The 26117-nt window shown below is 57.3% G+C and carries 24 protein-coding genes; 6 read left to right on the plus strand and 18 right to left on the minus strand.

Features of this window, described 5'->3' with window-relative positions; translation table 11 throughout:
• Positions 1 to 36 precede the first annotated feature (36 nt).
• The 13 genes from VF694_RS02430 to gyrA all read right to left on the minus strand — a co-directional run bounded on the left by VF694_RS02430 (position 37) and on the right by gyrA (position 14402).
• Complete coding sequence (locus VF694_RS02430; RefSeq protein ID WP_003799156.1) at positions 37 to 423, minus strand: ComEA family DNA-binding protein; 387 nt, start codon at positions 421 to 423, stop codon at positions 37 to 39.
• A gap of 118 nt (positions 424 to 541) precedes the next feature.
• Positions 542 to 1540 carry an ADP-glyceromanno-heptose 6-epimerase gene (gene rfaD, locus VF694_RS02435; protein WP_003799154.1) on the minus strand — a complete coding sequence of 333 codons (999 nt, stop codon included), beginning with the start codon at positions 1538 to 1540 and terminating at the stop codon, positions 542 to 544.
• Positions 1537 to 2466 (minus strand): D-glycero-beta-D-manno-heptose-7-phosphate kinase, encoded by a 930-nt coding sequence (rfaE1, locus tag VF694_RS02440; RefSeq protein ID WP_100214761.1) that lies wholly within the window; start codon positions 2464 to 2466, stop codon positions 1537 to 1539. The genes rfaD and rfaE1 overlap by 4 nt, the downstream gene beginning before the upstream one ends.
• Entirely contained in the window at positions 2463 to 3710 is a 1248-nt protein-coding gene (lapB, locus tag VF694_RS02445; RefSeq protein WP_003799150.1) for a lipopolysaccharide assembly protein LapB, read from the minus strand. Before lapB ends, rfaE1 begins: the two co-directional genes overlap by 4 nt.
• A gap of 16 nt (positions 3711 to 3726) precedes the next feature.
• Positions 3727 to 4062 carry a LapA family protein gene (locus tag VF694_RS02450; protein WP_003799149.1) on the minus strand — a complete coding sequence of 112 codons (336 nt, stop codon included), beginning with the start codon at positions 4060 to 4062 and terminating at the stop codon, positions 3727 to 3729.
• 114 nt (positions 4063 to 4176) lie between these two features.
• Entirely contained in the window at positions 4177 to 4536 is a 360-nt protein-coding gene (locus VF694_RS02455; RefSeq protein WP_003799146.1) for an integration host factor subunit beta, read from the minus strand.
• A 5-nt stretch (positions 4537 to 4541) separates the two neighbouring features.
• Positions 4542 to 6260: a 30S ribosomal protein S1 gene (gene rpsA / locus VF694_RS02460; RefSeq protein ID WP_003799144.1), complete on the minus strand. Its 1719-nt coding sequence runs from the start codon at positions 6258 to 6260 to the stop codon at positions 4542 to 4544.
• Between the two features lie 87 nt (positions 6261 to 6347).
• The gene (gene cmk / locus VF694_RS02465; protein ID WP_003799142.1) at positions 6348 to 7025 is read right to left on the minus strand and encodes a (d)CMP kinase; all 678 of its coding nucleotides are present in this window, start codon (positions 7023 to 7025) and stop codon (positions 6348 to 6350) included.
• Entirely contained in the window at positions 7022 to 8344 is a 1323-nt protein-coding gene (gene aroA, locus VF694_RS02470; protein ID WP_440163642.1) for a 3-phosphoshikimate 1-carboxyvinyltransferase, read from the minus strand. The genes cmk and aroA overlap by 4 nt, the downstream gene beginning before the upstream one ends.
• Positions 8341 to 9225, minus strand: coding sequence for a prephenate dehydrogenase (locus VF694_RS02475; protein WP_440163644.1), 885 nt, complete (start codon positions 9223 to 9225; stop codon positions 8341 to 8343). Before VF694_RS02475 ends, aroA begins: the two co-directional genes overlap by 4 nt.
• A 290-nt stretch (positions 9226 to 9515) precedes the next feature.
• Positions 9516 to 10607, minus strand: coding sequence for a prephenate dehydratase (gene pheA, locus VF694_RS02480; protein ID WP_003799136.1), 1092 nt, complete (start codon positions 10605 to 10607; stop codon positions 9516 to 9518).
• The gene (gene serC, locus VF694_RS02485; protein ID WP_003799135.1) at positions 10600 to 11709 is read right to left on the minus strand and encodes a 3-phosphoserine/phosphohydroxythreonine transaminase; all 1110 of its coding nucleotides are present in this window, start codon (positions 11707 to 11709) and stop codon (positions 10600 to 10602) included. Before serC ends, pheA begins: the two co-directional genes overlap by 8 nt.
• Positions 11709 to 14402: a DNA gyrase subunit A gene (gene gyrA, locus VF694_RS02490; RefSeq protein ID WP_440163646.1), complete on the minus strand. Its 2694-nt coding sequence runs from the start codon at positions 14400 to 14402 to the stop codon at positions 11709 to 11711. Before gyrA ends, serC begins: the two co-directional genes overlap by 1 nt.
• Positions 14403 to 14842: 440 nt before the next feature.
• On the opposite strand from gyrA, the gene ompA reads away from it, so the two are divergent.
• The 3 genes from ompA (at position 14843) to gph (ending at position 16950) form a co-directional block, all read left to right on the plus strand.
• Positions 14843 to 15439: an outer membrane protein OmpA gene (ompA, locus tag VF694_RS02495; RefSeq protein WP_440163647.1), complete on the plus strand. Its 597-nt coding sequence runs from the start codon at positions 14843 to 14845 to the stop codon at positions 15437 to 15439.
• 83 nt (positions 15440 to 15522) lie between these two features.
• A complete protein-coding gene (gene ubiG, locus VF694_RS02500; protein WP_003799127.1) occupies positions 15523 to 16245 on the plus strand; it encodes a bifunctional 2-polyprenyl-6-hydroxyphenol methylase/3-demethylubiquinol 3-O-methyltransferase UbiG in 723 nt (240 codons plus the stop codon).
• A gap of 6 nt (positions 16246 to 16251) precedes the next feature.
• Positions 16252 to 16950 (plus strand): phosphoglycolate phosphatase, encoded by a 699-nt coding sequence (gene gph / locus VF694_RS02505; RefSeq protein WP_440163649.1) that lies wholly within the window; start codon positions 16252 to 16254, stop codon positions 16948 to 16950.
• 6 nt (positions 16951 to 16956) lie between these two features.
• On the opposite strand, the gene VF694_RS02510 is transcribed toward gph, so the two are convergent.
• Positions 16957 to 17823 carry a LysR family transcriptional regulator gene (locus tag VF694_RS02510; RefSeq protein WP_131070693.1) on the minus strand — a complete coding sequence of 289 codons (867 nt, stop codon included), beginning with the start codon at positions 17821 to 17823 and terminating at the stop codon, positions 16957 to 16959.
• A gap of 84 nt (positions 17824 to 17907) precedes the next feature.
• On the opposite strand from VF694_RS02510, the gene VF694_RS02515 reads away from it, so the two are divergent.
• On the plus strand, positions 17908 to 19443 hold the full coding sequence (locus tag VF694_RS02515; protein ID WP_131070694.1) for an MFS transporter: 1536 nt from the start codon (positions 17908 to 17910) through the stop codon (positions 19441 to 19443).
• Here the strand turns inward: VF694_RS02515 and fdxA are convergent.
• The 3 genes from fdxA to VF694_RS02530 form a co-directional block, all read right to left on the minus strand.
• A complete protein-coding gene (gene fdxA, locus VF694_RS02520; protein WP_039942888.1) occupies positions 19440 to 19772 on the minus strand; it encodes a ferredoxin FdxA in 333 nt (110 codons plus the stop codon). The two genes, VF694_RS02515 and fdxA, sit on opposite strands and share 4 nt — an antisense overlap.
• Positions 19773 to 19909: 137 nt before the next feature.
• Complete coding sequence (locus VF694_RS02525) at positions 19910 to 20983, minus strand: linear amide C-N hydrolase (RefSeq protein ID WP_003799119.1); 1074 nt, start codon at positions 20981 to 20983, stop codon at positions 19910 to 19912.
• Between the two features lie 251 nt (positions 20984 to 21234).
• Positions 21235 to 21564: a hypothetical protein gene (locus tag VF694_RS02530; protein ID WP_003799117.1), complete on the minus strand. Its 330-nt coding sequence runs from the start codon at positions 21562 to 21564 to the stop codon at positions 21235 to 21237.
• A 106-nt stretch (positions 21565 to 21670) separates the two neighbouring features.
• On the opposite strand from VF694_RS02530, the gene VF694_RS02535 reads away from it, so the two are divergent.
• Positions 21671 to 22474, plus strand: a complete 804-nt coding sequence (locus VF694_RS02535) for a hypothetical protein (protein WP_039942887.1) — start codon at positions 21671 to 21673, stop codon at positions 22472 to 22474.
• Positions 22475 to 22519: 45 nt separating this feature from the next.
• On the opposite strand, the gene VF694_RS02540 is transcribed toward VF694_RS02535, so the two are convergent.
• Positions 22520 to 24595: a catalase gene (locus tag VF694_RS02540; protein WP_003799113.1), complete on the minus strand. Its 2076-nt coding sequence runs from the start codon at positions 24593 to 24595 to the stop codon at positions 22520 to 22522.
• Between the two features lie 386 nt (positions 24596 to 24981).
• Here VF694_RS02540 and VF694_RS02545 point away from each other — a divergent pair, with 386 nt between their 5' ends.
• On the plus strand, positions 24982 to 26106 hold the full coding sequence (locus VF694_RS02545) for a metallophosphoesterase (protein WP_301605863.1): 1125 nt from the start codon (positions 24982 to 24984) through the stop codon (positions 26104 to 26106).
• Positions 26107 to 26117 lie beyond the last annotated feature (11 nt).

Raw genomic sequence — 26117 nt, forward strand, 5'->3', positions numbered from 1 at the left:
ACAAACTACTAGCTTAAAACGAGTCTACGCCCAGAGCTACGGCTTTCTTCGTATATCCGCATCGGTCTTATTGGCAAGCGCCTTGCCCGCGGCTTTGCCGGTCTCCACTTTCAGACCTGACTGCTCCATCGTGATAATTTTTTTTGCGCCTATTCCCTTGACCCGATCGGCCAAGTCCTGCAAGGAGTCAAAAGGCCCACCGCGCTGGCGCTCCTCCAGGATCAGTTCAGCCGTGCGGGGACCTATGCCTTTGATTTGTTGCAGCTCCTGGGCATTGGCCGTATTGAGATCCAGCGCGACCGCCAGGCCCCAGGGACCCAACATCCACAGCGCAACTAACACACGCAGCACGCTACTGCGCCAACTGGGCTGCTGGCGCGTACGACCATGGAACACAGGAAATACATTGAGCGGAATACACATAATAAAGGCTCCTTGAAAAGAAGCCTTTATGGTGCTGCCAATGGAAAGGAAAAATCGGCCCGCAAACCGCTTTTAGCCATGCGTGGCAGTCCGCATGGACACCGTCATCCTGGCCTGCTTAGCGCAGCGCACCCGATTGCAATAAACGACGCACGTATTCGGCCACGCCAGTCTGCACATCATGGAAAGGTTTGTCATAGCCAGCCGCGCGCAACTGGGTCAAGTCTGCCTGAGTATGGCTTTGATAGCGCCCCTTCAAATCATCCGGGAAGGGTATGTACTGCAGAAACTGCTGCGATACCAGATCCTCCAGCTCAAGCGCTGGCAAGCCGTCGTGCTCGCGCAAGGTGTTGACGACCGTTTGTGCCACATCATTGAAAGGTTGGGCGCGACCCGAACCACAATTGAAGACACCCGACTGCTTGTCCTGCCCGAGAAAATGCAGATTCACCGACACGACATCGTCAATAAAAACGAAGTCGCGCTGCTGGCCGCCATTCACATACCCGTCCCAGCCGCCAAACAAGAGGACATGACCGTCGCGGCGGTACTGAAGCATATTATGGTAGGCCACCGAGGCCATCCGGCCTTTATGCTGCTCTTGCGGACCATAGACATTAAAGTAACGCAATCCCACTACAGGTGCGCGCAGGCTGTCCAGATGGCGGCGCAACACCTGGTCGAACAGGAACTTGGAGTATCCGTAGACATTCAACGGCGCTTCGTTGCTCAGGTCTTCGGCATACAGCGGACCGGCACCATAAACCGCCGCTGAGGAGGCATATAACAACGGGATGCGCTTGGCCTGACAGTATTCAAAGATCTCCAGGGTTACCCGGTAGTTATTGTCCATCATGAACTGGCCATTGCGCTCGGTAGTGTCCGAGCAGGCTCCCTGATGCAGCACGGCTTCGATATTGGAGAACTCGTCACGCGCCAAGCGGGCACGAAAATCATCCTTATCCATGTAGTCGGCAATCTGACCCTGAACCAGATTGACGAACTTGTCGCCATCGCTCAGGTCATCCACGACCAGAATGTCGCTTATCCCCTGCTGGTTAAGGCCTTTCACCAAATTGCTGCCAATAAAACCAGCGCCACCGGTCACTACAATCATGCCAATTCCTTTGCCGTCACAATCGACGTACCCAATTTTCCGACCACGATACCTCCCGCGCGATTCGCCCAACGCATGGCTTGCAACCAGTCCAGGCCAGCGGCACGCATCACTGCCAAGGTTGCCAATACCGTGTCCCCAGCACCCGAGACATCAAACACCTCTTGGGCCTGTGCCTCTACGTGCTCACGTCCTTGTTCGGTGAACAAGGTCATGCCTTGTTCGGAGCGCGTAATCAGCAAACACTCCAGATTCAGTTTGCGACGCAGGTCCTGAGCGCGTCGCATCAAATCATCCTCATCTTTCCAGGCACCTACCGCTTCTTGCATTTCCGAACGGTTTGGCGTCAGGATTGTGGCCCCTTGATAGCGTTCGTACGTTTTGCCCTTGGGATCAACCAGAACGGGGATATTCTTCGATCGCGCCAGGGCGATCAAGCTTTCCACCTGCGCCAACGCGCCTTTTGCGTAGTCCGACAAGACCAACACCTGATGCTGGTCCAGCAAATCACTCATGGTTTGCTGCAACTGATCCAGCGCAGAGAGGGCGGGACTTTCTTCAAAATCCACCCGCAGCAATTGCTGCTGCCGACCCAGAACGCGTAACTTCAAGGAAGTGGGCATGACCGGGTCCTGCACCCAATGAGCCTGCACGTGGTCCGCTTTGGCCAGTTCCTGCACCGTCCTGCCAGCCTCGTCCTGTCCGATTACACCCAGCAAGCTGGCCTGTGCCCCCAAAGCCGCAATATTGCGGGCAACGTTGGCCGCGCCGCCAAGGCGATCCTCGACCCGTCCCATCTTGACCACAGGAACTGGCGCTTCGGGAGAAATACGGTCCACGTCACCAAACCAATAGCGGTCCAGCATGACATCCCCCACCACCAGCACACGGCTGGCGGCAACAGCTTGCGCTGGGAAGCTCATCATTTCAGCTCCTCAAGACGTCGAGGAGCATAGGTCTCCCAGGAATTACAACCGGGACATTGCCAGTAGAAATGGCGCGCCTCAAAGCCGCAAGAACTGCATGAATAACGGTCCAGGCGCTGAGTATGCCGATGGATCAAAGAGCGCAACAGGCTTAAATCGGCCCCCGCAATGATCTGGTCCACACCAACTGCTTGCCCCCCGTCGCCTCCTTCTTTGTCCTGACCTTGATCCTGAAGCTCGACTTCCAGCATCTTGTCCAGTCCCAGCAAGGATGGATGGGCTCGCAGCGCATCCCGGGCAAAGGCCCATGCCTGCAAGTGGCCTTCCTGCTCACGCAAAACACGGAACAACACATTGAAAATATCCAGGCTGGGATGCTGCTGATAGTGGCTGCGCAGCATGGCAACCCCCTCTTCGGCCCGTCCCAGTTTACGGTAACTGTCCAGTAACTCGGTCGCATACAAGCCCACATACTCCGGGGCGCTGCTCAAAATGGACACCAGATAAGCCCGCTCCTGCTCGTTTTGCCCTTGCATGCGAGCCAGACGCGCACGCAAACCCGCAACCCGCGCCTGGGAAGCATACATGCCTTGCCCCGTTCCCAATTTTCGGATGGCGTTTTCCGCCTCATCCAAGGCTTTTGCAGCCCGGTCAAAGTCCGGCTGCTTGCCCTGCAAAGCGCCTTCAGCCTGCTCACACTGGTAATGCACCAGTTGGGGGACCGGCTCGTCGACCAGCGCCCGCAAACGACGCACGGCCTCAATCGCCCGCGGCCAATCGTGCTCGGACTCGTAAATGCGAATCAGGGCGCGCATGGCAGGAATAGCAAAGCGCGTCTCACGTACTGCCTCAAACGCCGCTTCGGCCCGATCCAGCATACCGGCCTTCAAGAAATCCTGGGCGATCTGAAATTGTGCGTTTTCACGGTCGGCCACCGGCAAGTCAGCGCGCGACAGCAGACTTTGATGCACACGGATGGCGCGCTCCATCTCGCCGCGGCGACGAAACAGACTGCCCAACGCAAAGTGAAGTTCGGTGGTTTCAGGGTCCAGCTTGGCCACTTCCACAAACGCATCAATGGCACGATCCGGCTCTTCATTGAGCAGAAAGTTCAAGCCCTTGAAGTACGAGTCGGGCAAGCTGCGGGTTTCGGACATCATTTGCCGAAAATCCACCCGCGCCGCGACCCAGCCCAAGCCAAAAAGAAGGGGTACAAAAACCAACCACCAGGTTTCAAAATCCACTGTTTACTCCAAGGGCTTACAAAGGCGCCAGAGGGGCGACGGTCTCAGGCGCAACAGCGGCCGCCGTGTTCCCAGGCGAAGGCTGTGCCTGTTCCAGCCTGTCTTGCAGACGATCCATTTCGCGTCGCAGGCGGTTGACCTCGCGACGGCGACGCATCACGGCTCCGACCATCAGCAGCAGCCCCAACACCAAGCCTAAAATAAACGCGGCCAGCATCACGACGATCAAGGGAACGTCTTGAATAATATGCTCGGCAAAAAAGCTGACTTGCACCGGTTCGGTGTTTTTTAGTGCGAACAGCAGCACGATCACAAAAACGAGCAGACGCAATACCCAGACTAGATAGCGCATTTTTAGGGCTCCAACAGTGTTTTTATAATGTCTGATTGTACGTGCAAGCGGAATTTAGCGCACACGCAAAACAGGCCCTGTAAAGGGCCTGTGTCATCAGTGTGCAAGTAGGTCTTAACCGTGACGGACTCTCGCATTGAGCTGCTCGAAGGCAGAGGACTGGTCATCTGCCTCGATGTGCTCTTGCTCAAGAAAGACAGAATCGACTCGCTCACGCAATTCCTTGCCGGCCTTAAAGTGTGGCACCTGTTTACCAGGCACCATCACTTTTTCACCGGATTTGGGATTGCGCCCTACCCGCGGCGAGCGGGTAGAAAGCGAAAAGCTGCCAAACCCTCGGATTTCGATCCGCTGACCACTGGCCAGAGCCTGGGTCATCGAATCCAAAACCGTTTTCACGGCGAAATCCATATCGCGCAGAGCCAGCTGCGGATAGCGGCTGGCCAACAACGCGATCAGCTCAGACTTTGTCACGCTGATTAACCGTCGTCACGTTGCTGCTGGTCCAGCTTGGCACGCAGCAGAGCACCCAGGTTGGTCGTACCGGACGAAGCGCTGGCTTCGGTCAGACGGGCCATGGATTGAGCGGTTTCGGCGGTATCACGTGCCTTGATGGACAACTGAATCGAACGGGTCTTGCGATCCACGCTCAAGATCATGGTTTCGATTTCCTGACCTTCTTTCAGTGCGGTGGTGGCATCTTCCACACGGCCCGAGGAGATCTCGGAGGCACGCAGGTAGCCCTCAACGTCCAGCGACAGCGTTACAACAGCACCCTTAGGCTCGACCGATTTGACAACACCGCTCACCACGGCGCCCTTGTCGTAGGTAGCCACGAAGTTGTTGAACGGATCGCCTTCCAGCTGTTTGATACCCAGGGAGATACGCTCTTTGTCGGTGTCGATGCCCAGAACCACGGCGTCAACTTCGTCACCCTTCTTGAAGTTGCGAACGGCTTCTTCGCCCGTCTCGGACCAGGACAGGTCGGACAGGTGAACCAGACCATCGATGCCGCCTGGCAGACCAACAAACACGCCGAAGTCGGTGATGGACTTGATGCCACCGCGAACCTTGTCGCCGCGCTTGAAGTTGATGGCGAAATCTTCCCATGGGTTGGCACGGCACTGCTTCATGCCCAAGGAGATGCGACGACGATCTTCGTCGATTTCCAGAACCATGACTTCGACTTCTTCACCCAAGGTCACAACCTTGCGTGGGTCAACGTTCTTGTTGGTCCAATCCATTTCGGATACGTGAACCAGACCTTCGATACCGTCTTCCACTTCAACAAATGCACCGTAATCGGTCAGGTTGGTCACCTTGCCGAACAGACGGGTGTTTTGTGGGTAGCGACGTGCCAGACCGATCCAGGGATCTTCGCCCAGTTGCTTGACGCCCAGGGAGACGCGGCTCTTTTCCTGATCGAACTTGAGAACCTTGGCTTCGATTTCCTGACCCACCTGCAGAACTTCGGATGGGTGACGGACACGGCGCCAGGCCATGTCGGTGATGTGCAGCAGACCGTCGATGCCGCCCAGATCCACGAACGCACCGTAATCGGTGATGTTCTTGACGATACCTTTGACGATAGCGCCTTCGGACAGGGTTTCCAGCAGTTTCTGACGCTCTTCGCCCATGGAGGCTTCCAGCACGGCGCGACGCGACAACACAACGTTGTTACGCTTGCGATCGAGCTTGATGACCTTGAATTCCAGGGTCTTGCCTTCGTATGGCGTGGTGTCTTTGACAGGGCGCAGATCAACCAGCGAACCGGGCAAGAATGCACGGATGCCGTTGGTCATGACCGTCAGGCCACCCTTGACCTTACCGGTGATGGTACCGTTGACCAGTTCGCCGGACTCAAGCGCTTGCTCGAGGGACAACCAGGCCGACAGACGCTTGGCGCGGTCGCGGGACAGAATGGTGTCGCCGTAGCCGTTTTCAAAGGCATCGATAGCCACGGAAACGAAGTCACCTGCCTGAACTTCCAGTTCGCCCTGATCGTTCAGGAACTCTTCCAGAGGAATCAGTGCCTCGGACTTCAGGCCAGCATTGACCAGCACGTAGTTGTGGTCAATACGCAGAACCTCGGCGGAGATAACTTCGCCGCTTTTGAGGTCTTGGTTTTTAATGCTTTCTGCAAACAAATCGGCAAAGCTTTCGCCGCCCGTTGCGTCTGTGTGAAGGTTAGTGGACATTAAATCAATCCGTCAGCCAAAATGGCCGTTAAAAAAAACACACCAGGCAGAACCCGGTGGAGTGAACAAAGCCCGATCAGCACGGGATTAGGCTGTCGGGACCGCGATGCCCGACCAGAGGTCGAGCACTTTATCTACAACTTCCTGAATGCTGAGCTGGGAAGAATCCACGATGTGGGCACCCGGCGCAGGCACAAGCGGCGCATGAGTTCGGGAACGATCTCGCTCGTCGCGCTCACGCAAGTCCGCCAAAAGACTCGTAAGATTAGCAGAAATACCCTTTTCGCTCAACTGTTTACAGCGTCTTTGGGCACGCACCTGCGCGTCTGCCAGCAAAAATATCTTTAAGGGTGCGTCCGGAAACACCACGGTGCCCATATCGCGTCCATCGCCCACCAGTCCAGGAGCGACGCGAAAATCCCGCTGACGTTGCAAAAGCGCCTCACGCACCAGCGGCAGGGCCGCCACCCGGGAAGCCAGATTACCCACCTCTTCCTGGCGGATGGCGTCCGTGACATCCTCACCGTCCATGTAAATCTGGGGGTAGTCAAAACGGACATTCAGATTCTGGGCGGCCTGCTGGACCTGCGCCTGATCCTGCACATCTACGCCGCGACGCAGGCAAGACAGCGCTGTCAAGCGATACAAGGCACCACTGTCAAGCGTGTGCCAGCCCAAGCGCTGCGCGACCAGGGAAGCAATCGTCCCCTTCCCTGAGGCGGTCGGGCCATCAATGGTAATGACGGGAATGCTCTGCGCTGTCATGCCTGCACCAAGTGTTCAAAAACAGAAAAATAATCGGGAAATGTCTTGCTGACGCAGGCGGGGTCCAGAATGGTGACCGCCACCGGGCCGAAGCTGGCCAGTGAAAAACACATGGCAATGCGGTGATCATCATACGTCGCGATGCGGGCCGAACGCCATTGATCTGCCGCAATGGGATGCACGGTCAACCAGTCTGGGCCTGACTCTACTCGGGCACCGAGCTTGCGCAGCTCGGCCTGCATCGCGTCAATACGGTCCGTTTCCTTCACGCGCCAGCTGGCAATATTGCGCAAGGTACAAGGACCATCCGCAAACATGGCCATGGCCGCGGCCGTCATGGCCGCGTCCGGTATGTGATTGAAATCCAGATCGAACGCCTTGAGCTTGTCGCCGCGCGCCACACACAGACCGGAGACAATCAACTCATTGGCATGACGCTCAATACGGGCGCCCATCGCCTCTGCCACATCGGCAAACTGAATATCGCCTTGCAGACTGTCGCTGCCCGCCCCCTGAATACGTAGCGGGCCACCGCCGATTGTCCCCAGCGCGATGAAGTACGACGCAGATGACGCGTCTCCTTCCACCGAGTACGTGCCGGGGCTGAGATAGGCAGCATCGGCTGGCACAGTAAAGCTGCTCCAGCCCTCCCGCTCGACCTGCACACCAAAACGCGCCATCATGGCCAGCGTTATGTGGATATAAGGCTGGGATATCAGCTCCCCTTCGACCTCGATGCGCAAGGGCTGAGCAGTACGAGCCGTCAACAAAGGCGCAGCCATCAGCAGTGCGGTCAGGAACTGACTGGACACCGAGCCTTTCACCGACACGCGCTGTTGATCCACCTGGGCCAATTCCCCGATTGCCAGGGGTGGATAACCCTCCGCTCCCAGATACTGCACATCTGCACCCAGACTGCGCAGCGCATCGACCAGATCCCCGATAGGACGCTCATGCATACGGGCAATGCCGCTCAGATTGAAGCGCCCTCCCATCAGGCCCAAGGCCGCGGTCAAGGAGCGGAACGCCGTACCGGCATTACCCAAAAACAGATCGGCGTCGCGATGCGCAAACGGCGCTCCGCCGTCGATCACCACCACGCCCTGGCCCAGGTCCTGTACGGTCACGCCCATTTGCTGCAACGCGGCCATCATGACGCGGGTGTCGTCCGAATGCAGCAAGCCTTCCAGTCGCGTTTGCCCCTGAGCCAACGCGGCCAACAACAGGGCCCGATTGGAAATGCTCTTGGACCCCGGCAATTGCAGCTCGCCAAACGCACGGCTGACGGGATTCAAAACAAGACTGTCGCTCTGGCTCATTGCAAACCACTCCTACTTGCCCAAAAACGGCGCGCCAAGGCAGCACGCTCTAAAAATTCGTATAAAGCCTGGCCGTCCTGATCCTGCAAAGCCTGTTCAGCCTGATCCAGGGCCTGACGTACTTCTTGCAGTTGGCCCAGAACGGCCTGGCGATTGCTCAGAAAAATATCGCGCCACACTTCGGCCGAGCCCGCAGCGATACGGGTGAAGTCGCGAAAACCCGTCCCGGCCAAGGCAAAGCGTTGGTCCGAGTTGGCGCTGGAGGCAACCTGCCACATAAAAACCGAGGACAGAAAGTGCGGCACATGGCTGACCGAGGCCAGCACCTCATCATGCGTCGCCGGGTCCATTAGCATGACCCGCGCTCCGCAGGCTTCCCAGACAGCGATCAAACGCTCGCGCGCATTGGCTGGGTTCTCTTCCAGAGGTGTCAGAATAACGTTGCGACCGTCGTACAGATCGGCACGGGCTGCCTCGGGGCCTACCGTTTCCGCACCGGCAATCGGATGACCAGGAACAAATTGTCCAATACGATCGCCCAGCGCGTCACGCGCCACGCGAACCACATCCGCTTTGGTGCTGCCCGCATCGCTAATCAAGGTGCTGTCACGCAAATGGGGGCGCAGCGTTTTCAACACCGAAGCCATTGCACCGATAGGCGTGGCCAACATGATCACATCCGCTTGTTGAGCGGCCTGCTCCAGCGTGGCGACCTCATCGATCAAGCCCAGTTCCTGGGCTCGCCGCAGGCTTTTGAGCTGTCGACCGACGCCCAGCACTTTGCCTACCGCTCCGTAGCGTTTGAGTGCCAATGCCAGGGAGCCGCCGATCAAACCGACCCCAACAACTGCCAGCACCGGAACCAAAGGCGCAGACGCCATAGTTTCTGATGACGCTATCATGATTAATTACGTTCCCTCCCAGACCGTCCATGCTTGGCGTATTACGTGCAATGCCGCAGGAAAACCGGGTGTCAATGCAGATACTGCCAGACTATTGCGCGACCATCGACGAAAGAGCGAGGCGACCTGCAAGCTCGGTATTTTGTATCGTTATGCCCTAATGACACAGCCGGTCCCATGCCTTGTTACAACAAGCCGCCCCCCCTATCAGGGCAAGCTGACCGTGGGCGGGAACGCTTCCCCGCCCAGACCCGTCGTGTCTTGGGTGCTTAAAAGTCGTTTACAGGGTATGAGCCCAGAATTTTGAAAAAAGCGACTTGTTTCTTCAGCTCTGCCAGCGCAGCAGCCATGGCAGGCTCGTCGCGATGCCCAATGAGATCTACGTAAAAATAATATTCCCACTGGCCTGTCCGGGCAGGACGCGACTCCAGGCGGGTCATGGACACCCCATGCACGGCCAGGGGAGAGAGCATGTCGTAAACGGCGCCTGCACGGTTGGGTACGGCCAGAATGATACTGGTCTTGTCATTGCCGCTGGGCAAGGACTCGATGTTGCCAATTGCCAGGAAACGCGTGCGGTTATGCGGATCGTCCTGAATGCCCGCCTCCACGACACCCAGATTCCAGGCAGTGACGGCGGTATTACCGGCAATCGCGGCCACGGTAGGATCGCTGGACGCAATGCGGGCGGCCTCGGCATTGCTGGAGGCTGCCTCGCGCAAAAGCTGCGGATAGTGCTTTTGCAGCCAGTTCTGACACTGGGCCAAAGCCTGGGGGTGCGCCATGACGCGCGTCACACCTTCCATCGTGCCGCTTTTGGTCAGCAAATTGTGGTGGACGCGAATCGAGCGCTCACCCAAAACACGCAGGGGCGAGTTCAGCAACAGATCCAGCGTGCGATTCACGGCGCCTTCGGTGGAGTTCTCAACCGGCACCATGCCTACCTCCGCCTGACCGACCTCCACACTGCGAAACACCTCATCAAAGGAGTCGCATTGCAGGCCGTCCAGAGCATGACCGAAATGCTCATAGGCAGCCTGTTCCGAAAAAGAGCCTTGGGGCCCCAGATAGGCCACGCGCAATACGCTTTCCAGGCCCCGGCAGGCAGAGATGATCTGTCCCCATACGGCCTCGACCGCAGCGGACGTAAAAGGCCCGCCGTTTTCAGACTGCAGACGACGCACAATACGGGCTTCGCGCTCGGGCTTGAGGATGACTTCCTCGGTATTGAAGTCCTGCTTGATCTTGCCCACTTCCAAAGCCGCACGAGCACGCTCGTTAAGCAACTCCAGGATCTGGCGATCCAGCTCATCAATACGATTGCGCCAAGGGAGCAGGCGCTCAGTTAAGGTATTAGCCATTCCGTCGTTCAAAATCAGTCATGAATTCGATAAGTGCCAGCACGCCCTCCAGCGGCATGGCGTTATAGATCGAGGCACGCATGCCGCCCACGCTCTTGTGTCCTTTCAGGGACGTCAAACCCGCGGCCGTGGCTTGTTCCAGAAACAGGGAATCCAAAGACTGATCACGCAACAGGAACGGAACATTCATGCGTGAGCGGTACGCAGGATGCACGGTGTTGGTGTAGAACTCGGAGGCATCCAGAAAACCGTACAGGGCTTGAGCCTTGGCTGCATTACGCGCCTGCATGGCAGCTACGCCGCCCTGGCGCTCCAGCCACTTGAACATCAGGCCCGCCATATAGATCGAGTAGGTGGGCGGCGTGTTGAACATGGACTGCTGCTTTTCAATATTGGCGTAGTTGAACGCCGACGGGCACAGATCCATGGCGTGCCCCAGCAAGTCCTTGCGTATCATCATCAGGGCGATGCCCGACATGCCTGCATTTTTTTGCGCGCCGGCATAGGCGACGGACACACGCGAGAAATCAATCGGGCAGGACAAAATATTGGAGGACACGTCAGCAACAACGGGCACATCCAGCTTGGGAATATCGTTGAACTCCACGCCACCAATGGTTTCATTGGTACAGACGTGCAAGTAAGCGGCATCGGGGCGCACATCCCATTGAGAGGGCTCAGGGAACCAGGTCCAGGGAGCCCACTCTTTGCCTTGATCCTGCCAGGCCTGCCCACTGGTGCCGGCAACATGAATGTCGCCATAGCGCTGGGCCTCCTCGCAGGACTTGACTGACCAGCTGCCCGACAGCACGTAGTCAGCCTTGCCACTGCCATTGCGCTGGATCAGGTTCAAGGGCAGAAGGCCATTCTGGCCCTGCGCCCCGCCCTGAACAAACAGCACCGCAAAGTCATCCGGCACGGACAACAGGGCACGCAAATCGGCTTCCGCCTCGTCGCGCACGCCCATATAGTCCTTGCTGCGGTGACTCATCTCCATGATGGACATGCCCGTGCCATGCCAATCCGTCATTTCAGCGGCGGCTTGCTCCAGCACTTCCAACGGCAGCATCGAGGGGCCCGCCGAAAAATTCCATACACGCATTACTCGTTTTCCTCGCCGGAAGAGTCCGCCTGGTCTTGGGCGGCATCAGATTGATTATCCTGCTCAAGACTGTCTGGAGCCTGCGCCTGCTCAGCCTGATCGGCCAGTTCGGCGTCCACCTCGTCATCGGTCTCCACCACGCGATACACACCAGAGAGTTCGCTGTCGTCATCCACGCTGATCAAGGTGACACCCTGAGTGGCTCGACCCATCTCGCGAATTTCCGCCACACGAGTACGGACCAGCACACCCGCATTGGTAATCAGCATGATTTCGTCGGTTTCACGGACCAGCACGGCACCCACAACCTTGCCGTTACGAGCCGAGGTCTGGATGGCAATCATGCCCTTGGTGCCACGGCCGTGACGGGTGTATTCGCCAATCGGGGTGCGCTTGCCAAAACCGTTCTGGGTGGCAGTCAGCACGGATTGGGTTTCGTCTTCGGCCACCAGCAAGGCGATCACAGACTGGCCCTCTTCCAGCGTCATGCCGCGCACACCGCGAGCCGCACGGCCCATTGGGCGCACATCGCCTTCATCAAAGCGGACCGCCTTGCCTGCATCGGAGAACAACATGACGTCATGAACACCGTCGGTCAGTTGAGCACCGATCAGGTAGTCGCCCTCGTCTAGGCCCACAGCAATGATGCCGGCCTTGCGAGGGTTGGAGAAGTCGGACAGCGGGGTCTTCTTGACCGTGCCGCGCGAGGTCGCCATGAACACGAACTGATCTTCGCTGAATTCCTTGACGGACAGCACCACGTTGATCTTCTCGCCCTCTTCCAGAGGGAACATATTGACGATGGGACGGCCACGCGAGTTGCGCGAGCCTTGAGGCACTTCCCAGACCTTGAGCCAGTACACACGGCCCCGATTGGAAAAGCACAGCAGGTAATCGTGCGTGTTGGCGATGAACAGCTTGTCGATCCAGTCGTCCTCTTTCATGGCGGTAGCTTGCTTGCCACGGCCACCACGACGCTGTGCCCGGTATTCGGACAGCGGCTGGCTCTTGATATAGCCGGTATGCGAGAGCGTCACCACCATATCCATAGGGGTAATCAAGTCTTCGGTATCCAGCTCGGTGGCGTTGTGTTCGATTTGCGAACGACGAAGGTCCTTGCCGGTGGCCGAGAACTCGTCGCGCACCGCGATCAGCTCGTCGCCAATGATGGCGGACACACGGGTGGGGTTGGACAAAATGTCCAGCAGATCAGAAATCTTGTCCATGACCTCACGGTATTCCTGAACAATCTTGTCCTGCTCCAGGCCCGTCAAGCGCTGCAAGCGCATGTTCAGGATTTCCTGAGCTTGCACGTCACTCAGACGATACAGGCCGTCCGAGCTCATGCCGAACTCGTCGCCCAGATCATCAGGACGATAAGCCTGCCGGCCACCCACAATGGCGCTGGTGTCGGCTCTCGCCAGCATCTCGCGCACCAGACCGGAATCCCAGGAGCGAGCCATCAGTTCGACGCGCGCGACCGGAGGAGTCGGGGCGGCCTTGATGATTGCAATGAACTCATCAATATTGGCCAGGGCCACAGCCAGGCCTTCCAGCACATGGCCGCGCTCGCGAGCCTTGCGCAACTGAAATACGGTACGACGTGTGACCACCTCACGGCGGTGGCTCAGGAAGTAATCCACCAACTGCTTCAGGTTGAGCAAACGGGGCTGGCCATCGACCAGGGCCACCATGTTCATCCCGAAGGTTTCTTGCAGCTGCGTATTCTTGTAGAGATTGTTCAGCACCACTTCCGGCACTTCGCCACGCTTGAGCTCGATCACCAGGCGCATCCCGTCCTTGTCAGACTCGTCGCGAATATCGGAGATACCCTCGATGCGCTTTTCATTGACCAGTTCGGCAATGCGTTCCTGCAGCGACTTCTTGTTGACCTGATAGGGAATGGCGTCGACCACGATGGCCTGACGGTTGCCCTTTTCCATGTCTTCAAAGTGCGTGCTGGCGCGCATGATGACGCGGCCACGGCCCGTACGGTAGCCTTCGCGCACGCCGGACATGCCGTAGATGATGGCGCCAGTCGGAAAGTCAGGAGCCGGTATGTATTCAATCAGTTCATCTACTGTGCACTCGGGATGACTCAGGCAATACAGACAGCCGTTGACCACTTCGGCCAGGTTATGCGGCGGAATATTGGTCGCCATGCCCACGGCAATGCCGGAGCTGCCGTTAACCAGCAGATTGGGCAGGCGGGAAGGCAACAGGGCCGGCTCTTTTTCGCTGCCATCGTAGTTGGGCACGAAATCCACGGTTTCCTGGTCAATATCAGCCAGCAACTCGTGAGCAATCTTGGCCAGGCGGATTTCGGTGTAACGCATGGCCGCGGCGTTATCGCCGTCGATGGAACCGAAGTTGCCCTGCCCATCGACCAGGGTGTAGCGCATGGAAAAGTCCTGCGCCAGACGCACGATAGTGTCATAGACGGCAGAGTCACCATGCGGGTGGTACTTACCGATCACGTCACCGACGATACGAGCCGACTTCTTATAGGCACGATTCCAGTCGTTATTGAGTTCATGCATGGCGAACAGAACACGTCGATGCACGGGCTTCAAACCATCTCGCACGTCGGGAAGAGCACGGCCCACAATCACGCTCATGGCGTAATCGAGGTAGCTGCGGCGCATCTCCTCTTCAAGCGAAACGGGAAGCGTCTCCTTGGCAAAGGAATCCATAGGTCAATTCTTTATAGATATGGGTTAAGCAGTAAGCCAGCCGTAAACGGACAAGAGGAAATTCTAGCACTTTCACATAGGGGGACGCAGCGTGGCGCGGCGACAGGCCCGGCGATCAGCGATTGAAAGCGGTGAATCATCAAAAAACCGTCATTCATGAATCGTATCGGTCACCGATCCGCGCATCCGGCCAGCCCTTATCCTGTTGCCTAAAACCAACAATAACAGGAAAGAACAAGCCTAATTCCACGCAAGTTCGCGAATCGTTCCCCGTCCCCCTCACGCATGTGGCCGAAATGTCTTAAGATTCGACCTAACACGCATGAAACCCAGCGCAAGCAAGTCTTTGTTCCGTGCAAAGGATTGCTATACTGGTTCCGTTAATCAGCGGCAGGGGTTCGCTGCGGTCACTTAACAGCATCAGCTCAACGAGGAGAAATATGAACAAACCCTCCAAAATCGCACTTGTACTCGCCATTGCCGCCGCATCGGCTACCGGTGCAGTTTCCGCACAAGAGTCCGGCGAAGTTAACAACTGGCGCAACCCGTTTGGCGACGTTTGGAAAAACGGCACCAACGAACTGTGCTGGCGCAACAACTTCTGGACCCCTGCTACGGGTATTCCAGGTTGTGACGGTGTGCCCGTTGCCCAAGCCCCCGAAGCTCCTGTCGTCGCTCCTACCGTCACTAAAGTGACTCTGAACGCTGACACTTTCTTCGACTTTGATAAATCCACCATCAAGCCAGAAGGCCGCCAGGTTCTGGATCAAGTGGCTGACACTGTTCAGTCCATCGATCTGGAAACCCTGATTGCTACCGGTTACACTGACTCGATCGGCACCGAAGCTTACAACTTGAAGTTGTCCGAGCGTCGTGCCAATGCTGTTAAAGCATACCTGGTCAACAAGGGCGTTCCTGCTGACCGTATCTACACCGAAGGCAAGGGCGAAGCTGACCCCGTGGCGTCCAACAAGACCCGCGAAGGCCGCGCTCAAAACCGTCGCGTAGAAATCGAAATCGTGGGCAACCGCAAGTAATTCTTGCTGCATCACGTATTTCTGTAGCTAAGGCTACAATTAAGGCTCCGCTTTTGCGGGGCCTTAATTTTTTTGGATGAGCCATGACCGCTTCCACCGTCACTAACGTCAATGTCGATCCGGCAGAGATCGATAAATTCAGTGCACTGGCATCTCGCTGGTGGGACCCTGACAGCGAATTCAAACCGCTGCACGCCATCAACCCTTTGCGTCTGGACTGGATTCTGTCCTACACCGGCTCCCTGGCTGGAAAACAGGTATTGGATGTCGGTTGTGGAGGCGGGATTCTGTCCGAAAGCCTGGCCCAGTCGGGCGCCGAAGTCACCGGCATTGATCTGGCTGAGCGTTCCTTGAAAATTGCCCGTCTGCACAGCCTGGAGTCGGGTGTGCCGGTCAAGTACGAGATGATCAGCGCTGAAGACATGGCCGATCAGCATCCTGGCCGCTTTGACGTTGTCACCTGCATGGAAATGCTGGAACACGTCCCAGACCCCGGCTCCATCATTGCGGCCTGCGCCAAGCTGGTCAAACCCGGTGGCTGGGTGTTTTTCTCGACCCTTAACCGCAATCCCAAATCTTTTCTGTTTGCCATCGTGGGGGCCGAATACCTGCTGCGCCTGATCCCCAAAGGCACGCACAGCTACGAAGGTTTCATCAAGCCCAGCGAACTGATTTCCTCGGCCCGTCGCAGCGGCCTGGACGCACTGGCCCTGAAAGGCCTGGAATACAACCCGATTACCGAGCACTATCGTCTGTCGGACGACACCTCCGTCAATTACCTGCTGGCCAGCCGCCGCCAACGCTAAGCCCTTATGAATAAACTGGTTCTATTCGATTTTGACGGCACCCTGGCCGACTCTGCTCCCGATCTGGCGGCTACCGCCAATCGCATGCGCAAGGAACGAGGCCTGCCTGAACTGCCGTACGATGCCCTGCGACCCTACGCCTCGCACGGCGCCCGTGGTCTGCTCAAGGTAGCACTGGATATCAACACCGATCATCCGGACTATGCGCAACTGAGGGCACAGTTTTTGCAGGATTACCACGATCACATGACGGAGCTGACCTATTTGTTCGACGGTGTGGCTCTCATGCTCAGCCAGCTAGAACAAGCTGGCTATACCTGGGGTATTGTCACCAACAAGCTCGAATACCTGGCTCTGCCCCTGATTCGTCATCTGGGTTTGGAAGAGACTTGCGCAGTCACAGTAGGTGGCGACACCACGCAACACACCAAGCCGCACCCGGAGCCCTTGCTGCATGCCGCCAGCAAGGCCGGCTTCGCACCTGCAGACTGTCTGTATGTAGGCGATGATCTACGTGACATTCAGGCAGGCCGGGCTGCCGGCATGGCAACCATGATTGCTGCCTACGGCTATTGCGCAGGTGACGACAGCATCGGTACCTGGCAGGCGGATCTGACCGTTCATCATGCCAACGATATCTGGGACGGCGTACAACGCTGGGCCACGGGTCAACTTTCCCACCCCAGCCACTCGGCCACCTGCTAGGCAAAACTACGGCAGCAGCTCCGACAGGCGCTGCTGCATCCACAGGGCCGCAGGCGGCAAAGATTGCCCTTGCCGCCACAACATTCGCACTGGCAAGGGGGGCAGCATCATCTCCTGGCAATGCAATTGCGCCAGTTTGTTGCGCAGGTTTTCATACTCGGCAATATTAAGCGGCAATATCGCCCAGCCCAGACCATCCGCCACCATATCGGCAATCACGTAAAAGCTGTCTGAACGCCAGACGCTGGGACTGACGACCGTCTGCTCCATGCCTTCAATGTGAATCAGCAACTGTCTGTGCGCAGTCAGCTCTTTGCGGCTGACCTGGTCCTGACCCGCCAAGAGATGAGTTCGCGACACGCAGATTGCCTGAGGGACAGCCCCAATATACCGTTGCGCAAAGGATGTCACGTCAGCGCCGCGATCAAATTGAAGCGCTACATCCGAGCGCCCCTCATTCATGTAGTCGATCACTTCAGAGGCGGTGCCATTCCAGATCGTCAACTCCAAGCCCGGCCAACGTTCTGCCAGCTCCTTGAGCAATAGGCGCAGGGGCTCCTGGGGCAAGGCCTCATCCAGGCTGATCTCCAGCCGGGCAGATTGCCCCTGCGACAAATCCAGCGCACGCCGGTTCAGCACGTCGGCCTGACGCAGCAGCGCTTTGGCCTCCAACAGCATGATTTCACCCGGAACGGTCAGGCTCAAGGTTCTGCGCGAACGGTCAAACAGGGCCAGATTCAGGTCTGCCTCCAGTAAGGCGATAGAGGTGCTGACCGCAGATTGCACCTTGCCCAAGTCTTTGGCCGCCTGCGTCATGGAGCCCGTCTCTGCTACGGCCACAAAGTGTCGAATACGTTCCAGTGTCCAGTCCATGTATCTATTCCATCGATGCTAATCAACTTTGTCGGTTGATAATATTGATGGATCATACGGGTTTTGCCACTCCTTTGCGTTGTTATGCTGCACAGTCCGACTCACCGTCACCTCTCACCCGTTCCCTTGTCCCCCGGCCGTCGCTGGCTGATTCTGGCCATTGTATCGGCGGCACTCTTGTTGATTGTGGTGGACATGACGGTGCTCTACACCGCCCTTCCCCGGCTGACCCATGACCTGCAGGCGTCGGCCTCCGACAAGCTCTGGATCATTAACAGTTACGCGCTGGTCGTCTCTGGCCTGCTGCTTGGCATGGGCACGCTGGGAGATCGTCTCGGCCATAAGCGCCTGTTTCTGTCTGGTCTGGCCATGTTTGGAGTGGCCTCGGTAGCAGCGGCCTATTCCCCCAACCCGGCCTTTCTGATCGCGGCACGGGCATTTCTGGGCGTGGCTGCCGCCATGATGATGCCCGCCACGTTGTCATTGATTCGCATCACTTTTCACGATGAGCGTGAACGCGCAGTGGCCTTTGGTGTGTGGTCCTCCATCGCCTCGGGCGGCGCGGCCTTTGGACCGGTCCTGGGGGGCTTTCTGCTGGAGCACTTCTGGTGGGGCTCGGTCTTTCTGATCAACGTCCCTATCGTACTGATCGCCCTGCCCATGGGCTGGCTGCTGGTGCCGCGTTCCACGCCGGACAGTTCCCGACCCTGGGATATCAAAGGTTCCGTGCTGATTATGGTGGGGCTGGTTGCCAGTACCTTGGCGATCAAGGAAATGGGCAAGCTCTATACCGATTGGGGACTGACAGCGGGAGCCCTGGTGGTCGGCGTCCTCTTTCTGGGCTGGTTTGTCCGGCAGCAAAATCGCAGTCCCTTTCCTTTGCTGGATTTTGCCCTGTTCAAAAATGCCACGCTCAGTACGGCTGTTCTGTCCGCCCTGAGCGCTTCGGCCGCCCTGATTGGCATGGAGCTCGTTTTTAGCCAACGCCTCCAACTGGTACTGGGCTTCTCGCCGCTGCAGGCGGGTCTGGCCATTATTCCCTTGCCATTGGCCGCATTCCTGGCCGGTCCCCTAGCAGGTCGTTTGCTGATGGTTATTGGCAGCAAGCGTCTGCTGATCGGCTCCCTAAGCCTGGCAGCGGCAGGCATGGCGGCTTACCTGCTCTGGCACAACAGTGCCCAGTTTTTGCAGGTAATCAGCCTGGTCATGCTGGGTCTGGGTATAGGCGCGGCCATGACTGCCGCCTCCAGCACCATCATGCAAAGTGTGCCCCCCTCACGTGCCGGGATGGTGGCCTCTGTCGAAGAAATGTCGTATGAACTGGGCGGCGCCTTGGGCGTGACCCTCATGGGCAGCCTGCTGTCGTTCGTTTATAGCGCCAGCCTGATCTTGCCCGAGACATTGAGCGCTCATCCCCTGGCCTACGACAGCCTGGATCAGGCCCTGTTGATAACGGAGAACCTGCCACAAGAGCAGGCCTTCGGATTGGCGGAGTTGGCTCGCGATGCCTTCGACCGAGGCTATGTCGCCGTGCTGGCCAGTTGTACTGTGCTGCTGGCAATGGCTGCGCTGGCGGTCTGGTACTTTCAGCGCTCCCCCGGGCGTTCGCACGCCGATTAGTCTTTTTTCAATAGCGCCAACTTGTCGGGCTGGCTTGCCCAATACTCATGGTCTGGCAACGGCGCTTTTTGTTCAGTGATGCGCTTCCAGGCTGGATGTGCGCTCAAGCTGCGGTTCAGTTCCACATACACCTGCTGCTCGGGCGTGACATCCTGATCACTGACAATCGCCTCCACTGGGCACTCTGCCACACAGATGGAGCAATCAATGCACTCATCAGGGTGAATAACAAGAAAATTGGGGCCTTCAAAAAAACAGTCCATGGGGCACACCGTCACACAATCGGTGTACTTGCACTGAATACAGGCTTGCGTTACTACGTAGGTCATTCAACAACAGCTTTAACAAATCAAGACGGGGCATAGCATAACAGCTGAACATGACTCGTTTTCATGTCCTACATGCCCTACCCTTTTTTTCTAGTGCCGCCTACTCAGCTGGACACAGAAGTCCGTGTCCAACCGTCTTAAATAGCAGGTGCTTTCACGGACAGAAAACGGAAAGGCTGGGAAGGCTTGAAATGCTCCAGCACTTCACCCATGTAAACCGTGCTTTGCTCAGGCCCCAGATCCAGCTTCATCACCTTGCCAGTTTCGGCAGAGAAATCCACCTTCTTCATATCCAGCCAGAAAGCGCCAGGCGACAGAACCGAGTCAAAATAATACAAGCTGCGTTGGTGGTCGAACACCGTGCGCCAGCGGGTCGATGAGTTATTCGGCTGATCGGGAACCGTCATACCGTAAGGCGTCGAGGCATTGCGAATCACGCTCAAGACACTGGCAACCGCTTTGTCATCGCTCAGATTGCGCGGCACTGCATTGATGTAAAACGACGCGCGTGCAAAGCGATCGGCCGCCCGACTCGTTCCGGGCAACAAATTAAGCCCTCCCACGTCCTGCCAGTAATCCCGGATCGCCAATTGCTTGTCAAAGGTGGGCGAGTTGGTCATGACCTGATATTGGCGACTGTGATGAATGCGCTGCTTGCCATCGATATATTCGATAATTGCGCTGTCACCAGAGGCATCCGACATCGACAGATGCAAGGTCGCCAGACGATCCTCGTCGGGTAGGGAGTCGGTCAGCACAACAAAGGGGGTTTTCTCCAGCGCAGCGACTGCCTCTGCCACCGTTGCGAAATTATCCAGCACATACTGCCCCCACAAAGACAAGCTCAAGGTCTTGTCGCCCTTTGCCGGGGTGGGAAACTGCGACTCCGGCAACCACAAGAGATTGACGTTCAGGCCCTTTTCATTGGCGCCGTCGGTCGATGCAATATCGTAGCCAGAGGCAATCACACTGCCATACTTTGATGTCCATTCAATGGAAGCCGGCCCAGCCTCTCCAGTACGCTTGGCACCACGCGGAAAGATCCAGAGGTTGGTCCCGACGTCCCTTTTCCAGTCCATGGAACGGCCCGTAATCACCTGCCCGTTGTCACCCAGAAAAACAGCGCGAGTACAGGCCTGGGAAACTGCCGGCGCCAAAGCCAGACCAAGCGCACACGCCACCAAGGTACGACGACATTTGTTTAACAACATCTTTTTCTCCAGAGACGGCGAGCCGCCCAATCAATGAAACAAAGAACCGACTGCTTCCACAGTCGACACATTGGACATGGACGTAACAAAAACAGGATTAAGGCGCCACGTCAAGCAACATGGGTGCTTGTGGTACGGGTCCGACAAAAACAGGGCCGCAAACGGAGCCACGCAGGCTGACAGCGTCAACACGGTAATAAAGAGCCCCCCCAAAAAAATGGCCCTTCAAAGGGCCATTTTTGCGCATCGGACTAAAACTCCAGACAGTTAAAAAAACCAGGCAAGCGTGCATAGTTATCCATTAACTGAGCCAGGACATAGGTGCTGTCAAACGTCTCCAAGGCCAGCAGATTTTCCCGATAATCCTCATCAGCCAGGCCAACCGCACTGCGGCCTGGGTCCACCAACGCGCCGGCCAAGAGTTCGGACAATTTGGGGTCAGGCAGCTTTTCCAGCGCTGAACGCAAGGCCAACTCCTCATTCGTGAAGCCGACTTGTCCACCACGATCAGCTTGTAACGCCGCTTGCACCAAGGGCAACAACTTATCAATATCTTGCTTGCTAAGGTAAAACACATGCATCACACGCTCTCCACAAATTGGTGATCGACTTGTCCAGCATACCGAAAGAAACACGGCAGGCGCCAGTGCGCCGTCACTGCTTACCGCTAAAAAGGGCCTCAGAACAATGACATGGACACCCACTCATTTGCGCTATGAACACTTGGCTGCCTTGCTCCTGGCCGCCCTGCTTCATACCCAGGTGAACGCCCAGCAACCAGAACCCCTGCACGATAGCCCCCCCTCATCCCGCTACGCCGTGCAGATCACCCCTTACGCCTGGATCACCGGCCTGTCTGGAGAGAGCTCTCCCTTCAAACGCGCCCCTTCACTGGATATTGAAAAGTCGTTCTCGGATGTATGGCACAGTCTGCGCGCAGCTGCTTTTCTCAATACCTGGTTGCGTCGCGACCGCTATGTGCTCAACAGCGACCTACTTTATGTGAACACCCGTGAAAGTGAAGTGGTGGGCGGGCTGCCCTTGGTGGGTGCGGCAGAAGGAACGATGGACACGCGTCTCTTTATGGGAACCCTGCAAGGCGGCTATCGCTTCTATGATTCCGAGCAAGCCAGCCTGGACGCACTGGCCGGCTTTTCCTTCTGGGACATCCGCAGCCGTGCCCACCTGCGCATCGCGGGCCGAAGCCGTCACCATCAGGAAAGCTTCAACTGGGTAGACCCCATGGTGGGACTGCGCGCGTTTTATCGTTTCAACCCGGAGCTCTCCACGCAGGCGCAAATTCACGTGGGCGGATTTAACGTGGGCTCACGTCTGAGCTATCAGGCCACCCTGACCCTGAACTACGATCTGTCAGAGAACTTTTCATTGACGGCCGGATACAAGATGCTGGATGTGAACTACCGCCGATCCGGCCAAGTCTTTGATGCACACCTGTCCGGTCCGGTGCTGGGTCTGAGCTGGCGTTACTAGGAAAATAGGAAAAGGGGCGCTCGAAAGCGCCCCTTTTCCCCGCTATCAGGCCATTCCATCGACCTGATGACGGCGCTCCCAGAAACGCGTGGCTACCTTGCCAAGCAGGTCTTCTCCCGTCTTGATCACGAATACCCCCTTGTCTGCCGACACGCCTGCCCGATCCAGCAAAGGCTGCGCCCCCCCATCGTGACCGATGGCTTTGAGGTGACCATAAGCATCGGCCACGAAATCAACCGCCGCCTTGTTGGTACACAGTTTCAAGGCCTGTCCCTGTCCCAGCAACAAGGCCACCGCATCAAACAGGACCGACGGTGCCCCAGCAATCTTCTCATCGGCAGCCAGCGCCGTCCCGTCTGACAGCGTCACGCCTCCTACCTGAGGCGCAATCAGCTTGACCGCCACTCCCGCCTCCTGCGCACCGGTCAGCAGCATCTGCAGCAATTCCTTGTCAGCTCCATCCGTCAGCAAAATGCCCAGCATCCGGCCTGCGACGGGTGGCTTTTGAGCCAGTATCGACAAAGCCTTGGACGGTGGCATGTCTACTGGCGGGCGGGCTGGTTTGGCCGCTGCCGGCAGCGTCAGGCCCAAGCCCTGGGCAGCCCGCTTGGCCAGATCCTCATCAATGATCCGCATATGCGAGAGCACGCGCAGGCGAACATGATTGAGCTGGACCTTGGACAGCTCAAAGACCAGGCCCGCAATCAGATGCTCCTGCTCCACCTCCGTCTGGGAACGGTAAAACAGGCGTGCCTGGCTGTAATGATCAGCGAACGACTCTGCCCGGACACGCAGTTTCGCCCCGTCCTCCACGGTACTGGGAAAGCTGCGAAACCCCTGAGCCTGGGCACGAGGTCCACCCGGCTCACCGACCTCATCCAGACTGTTGGGCTCATAGGTCGCACGGCCTTTGGGAACCTGCATTTGCATCATGCCGTCGCGCTGCATATTGCTAAAGGGGCAACGTGGCGCATTAATCGGGATCTGATGGAAGTTGACTGTTCCCAGTCGAGATTTCTGGGTATCCAGGTAAGAAAACAGTCGGCCCTGCAACAAAGGATCGTCGGTAAAGTCGATGCCGGGAATCACGTTGGAAGGCAGGAAAGCAACCTGTTCGGTTTCTGCAAAGAAATTGTCGGGGTAGCGATCGAGCACCATACGGCCCACAATCTTGACGGGTACACTCTCCTCGGGGATCAGCTTGGTGGCGTCCAGCACATCGTAATCCTGCCGGTCCGCCCACTCTTGATCAAACACCTGCACGCCCAGCTCCCACTCCGGAAAAGCGCCGCTTTGAATGGCTTCGTATAAATCACGTCGCAGGTAGTCCGAATCCGCACCTGAAATCTTGACGGCCTCATCCCACAAGGTCGACTGCAATCCCTGCTTGGGTTTCCAGTGAAACTTCACAAAATGCGACTTGCCCTGCGCATTCACGAAACGGAAGGTGTGTACGCCAAAACCCTGCATCATGCGAAAGGAACGAGGCAAGGCGCGATCCGACATCAGCCACATCACCGTATGTAACGATTCGGGCATCAGCGAGACAAAGTCCCAGAACGTGTCATGGGCAGAGGCCGCCTGGGGAAAACCGCGGTCAGCCTCGGGCTTGACGGCATGAATCAGGTCCGGAAACTTGATGGCATCCTGAATAAAGAACACGGGCATATTGTTGCCGACCAGATCCCAGTTGCCCTGTTCGGTATAGAACTTGACCGCAAAACCACGCACGTCACGCGGCGTGTCCTTGGACCCCTTGGAACCCGCTACGGTTGAAAAGCGGCAAAACACCGGCACCCGATGCCCTTCCTTTTGAAACACACAGGCCTGGGTCAGCTCCGGAATCGCCTGCGTACACTCAAAATAGCCATGCGCCCCCGTGCCACGAGCATGCACGATGCGCTCTGGAATGCGTTCGTGATCGAAATGAAATATTTTCTCTCGCAGGACAAAATCTTCCAGCAAAGTAGGACCGCGAGCCCCCAGGCGCAGGGAGTTCTGATTATCCGAAATCGGCATGCCATGATTGCTGGTCAAGGCGGTATGGCCCGCCTGATGCAACTCCCCTCCCTGACCCAGGGAGTCCTGATTGTTCGTCGCCGCTGATTTTTTCGTCACCATATGTCCTCCAATCGAATCACACAACAAACCTCTTCCTTCAGAAGCGGCCTTAGCCGGTCTGCATGGCATGACCATTGCTACGCCCACGCGTTCGCATAACTGGCCAGAGGCTGGCAAACGATCTTTGCTCCTGACGGAACAAGGCACTTGTCACTCGGGACCGCTACCCTGACCAAGCGGGCAGTCTTAAAAGAGCCTAGAGGCTTTGCACAAGGCATGTGCGAATCGATTTCTCGAAACGTAATCAAGCATGTCCACATTTTTTTATGCGAGCATTCGGCCCGGAAAGGCTGAGCTCTGGCATCATGCACGTGCTGTCGCTCTGTACGGCCCCTCTTTACAGCCGCGCGGTCTGCGCGGCCTCGGTTTCTTTTTGGAATAACCTTGTGTTTCAAGTCGCTGCTCTCTGTTTTGCCCTGTACGTCGCCTGGCGATTGATCAAACCTCTGAAACTTCGGCCCTGGATCAAATATCTGCTCAGCGCGTTGGCGCTGGCCGCCACCCTGCATCACTATACGGTTGCTCTGTTCTGGGGCACGCGCGCCTCGCCGGAGATCCCTGCCGCCCTTATCATGGTCCTGGGCTGGGCATTTGGCAGTGTCCTGCTGGCCGCCAGCCTGACCCTGTTCACGGATCTGACCGGCCTGCTGATGCGTGTTCTTTACAAGCCACTTGGCCTGGTAATGCTGCGCTCGCCAACACTGCGCGCCGTTCTGGGTATCACGGCGCTGAGTTTGTCCGCACTAGCAGTGTGGCAAGCCGTGCAAGTACCCGAGGTGAAAACGGTCGAGGTGACCATTAAGGACTTGCCACCCGATCTGGATGGTTTCCGGATCGTTCAACTAACGGATCTGCACGCCAGCCGCCTGCTGCAAGGTCCTTGGATTGAGGCGATCGTGGAAAAGACACAGGCCTTGAATCCAGATCTGATTGCCATTACCGGGGATCTGGTCGATGGCACTGTCGATGCGCGTCGGGACGATGTGGCTCCCTTGCACGCTTTGTCAGCCCCTCAGGGAGTCTGGGTCATTGCCGGTAACCACGAGTACTACACTCAGTACCAGCCCTGGATAGCGCATTTCAAGAGTCTGGGGCTACGTTTGCTGTTGAACGAGCACAGCATTATTCAGCGAAATGGCGCAGCCTTTGCCTTGGCGGGGATTACCGACAAGTCGGCTGCGGTGCACGGGCAGCCCATGCCGGATGTCGGTGCTGCCGTGGCCGGTATTCCGGCTGGCATGCCCATCATTATGCTGGGCCATCGACCAGACACCGCCAAAACAAGTGCTGCGGCAGGCGTGGCCTTGCAACTGTCCGGCCATACGCACGGCGGTCATATTCTGGGCATGCACAAGATCGTGCAGATGGCCAATGACGGCTATGTAGGTGGACTGTATCAAGTCGGTAACATGCAACTGTATGTCAGTTACGGAGCGGGACTATGGGCCGGCTTTCCGCTACGCCTGGGACGCGCATCAGAAATCACCTTGATTACCCTGCGCGCCCCTTAAGACCGACCGCA

Source organism: Alcaligenes sp. Lyrl_28 (assembly GCF_051948705.1).
Classification (GTDB): Bacteria; Pseudomonadota; Gammaproteobacteria; order Burkholderiales; family Burkholderiaceae_B; genus Alcaligenes; species Alcaligenes ammonioxydans.

What these genes read in the sequence shown, in the direction of transcription:
- VF694_RS02515 (WP_131070694.1), top strand. Translation starts at nt 17,908, where the DNA reads ATGCTGCACAGTCCGACTCACCGTCACCTCTCACCCGTTCCCTTGTCC.
- VF694_RS02475 (WP_440163644.1), bottom strand. Translation starts at nt 9,225, where the DNA reads ATGGCGTCTGCGCCTTTGGTTCCGGTGCTGGCAGTTGTTGGGGTCGGT.
- VF694_RS02530 (WP_003799117.1), bottom strand. Translation starts at nt 21,564, where the DNA reads ATGCATGTGTTTTACCTTAGCAAGCAAGATATTGATAAGTTGTTGCCC.
- VF694_RS02535 (WP_039942887.1), top strand. Translation starts at nt 21,671, where the DNA reads ATGACATGGACACCCACTCATTTGCGCTATGAACACTTGGCTGCCTTG.
- VF694_RS02450 (WP_003799149.1), bottom strand. Translation starts at nt 4,062, where the DNA reads ATGCGCTATCTAGTCTGGGTATTGCGTCTGCTCGTTTTTGTGATCGTG.
- VF694_RS02540 (WP_003799113.1), bottom strand. Translation starts at nt 24,595, where the DNA reads ATGGTGACGAAAAAATCAGCGGCGACGAACAATCAGGACTCCCTGGGT.
- ubiG (WP_003799127.1), top strand. Translation starts at nt 15,523, where the DNA reads ATGACCGCTTCCACCGTCACTAACGTCAATGTCGATCCGGCAGAGATC.
- pheA (WP_003799136.1), bottom strand. Translation starts at nt 10,607, where the DNA reads ATGGCTAATACCTTAACTGAGCGCCTGCTCCCTTGGCGCAATCGTATT.
- rpsA (WP_003799144.1), bottom strand. Translation starts at nt 6,260, where the DNA reads ATGTCCACTAACCTTCACACAGACGCAACGGGCGGCGAAAGCTTTGCC.
- rfaD (WP_003799154.1), bottom strand. Translation starts at nt 1,540, where the DNA reads ATGATTGTAGTGACCGGTGGCGCTGGTTTTATTGGCAGCAATTTGGTG.
- VF694_RS02430 (WP_003799156.1), bottom strand. Translation starts at nt 423, where the DNA reads ATGTGTATTCCGCTCAATGTATTTCCTGTGTTCCATGGTCGTACGCGC.
- serC (WP_003799135.1), bottom strand. Translation starts at nt 11,709, where the DNA reads ATGCGTGTATGGAATTTTTCGGCGGGCCCCTCGATGCTGCCGTTGGAA.
- cmk (WP_003799142.1), bottom strand. Translation starts at nt 7,025, where the DNA reads ATGACAGCGCAGAGCATTCCCGTCATTACCATTGATGGCCCGACCGCC.
- aroA (WP_440163642.1), bottom strand. Translation starts at nt 8,344, where the DNA reads ATGAGCCAGAGCGACAGTCTTGTTTTGAATCCCGTCAGCCGTGCGTTT.
- VF694_RS02525 (WP_003799119.1), bottom strand. Translation starts at nt 20,983, where the DNA reads ATGTTGTTAAACAAATGTCGTCGTACCTTGGTGGCGTGTGCGCTTGGT.
- gyrA (WP_440163646.1), bottom strand. Translation starts at nt 14,402, where the DNA reads ATGGATTCCTTTGCCAAGGAGACGCTTCCCGTTTCGCTTGAAGAGGAG.
- rfaE1 (WP_100214761.1), bottom strand. Translation starts at nt 2,466, where the DNA reads ATGATGAGCTTCCCAGCGCAAGCTGTTGCCGCCAGCCGTGTGCTGGTG.
- gph (WP_440163649.1), top strand. Translation starts at nt 16,252, where the DNA reads ATGAATAAACTGGTTCTATTCGATTTTGACGGCACCCTGGCCGACTCT.
- fdxA (WP_039942888.1), bottom strand. Translation starts at nt 19,772, where the DNA reads ATGACCTACGTAGTAACGCAAGCCTGTATTCAGTGCAAGTACACCGAT.
- VF694_RS02510 (WP_131070693.1), bottom strand. Translation starts at nt 17,823, where the DNA reads ATGGACTGGACACTGGAACGTATTCGACACTTTGTGGCCGTAGCAGAG.
- ompA (WP_440163647.1), top strand. Translation starts at nt 14,843, where the DNA reads ATGAACAAACCCTCCAAAATCGCACTTGTACTCGCCATTGCCGCCGCA.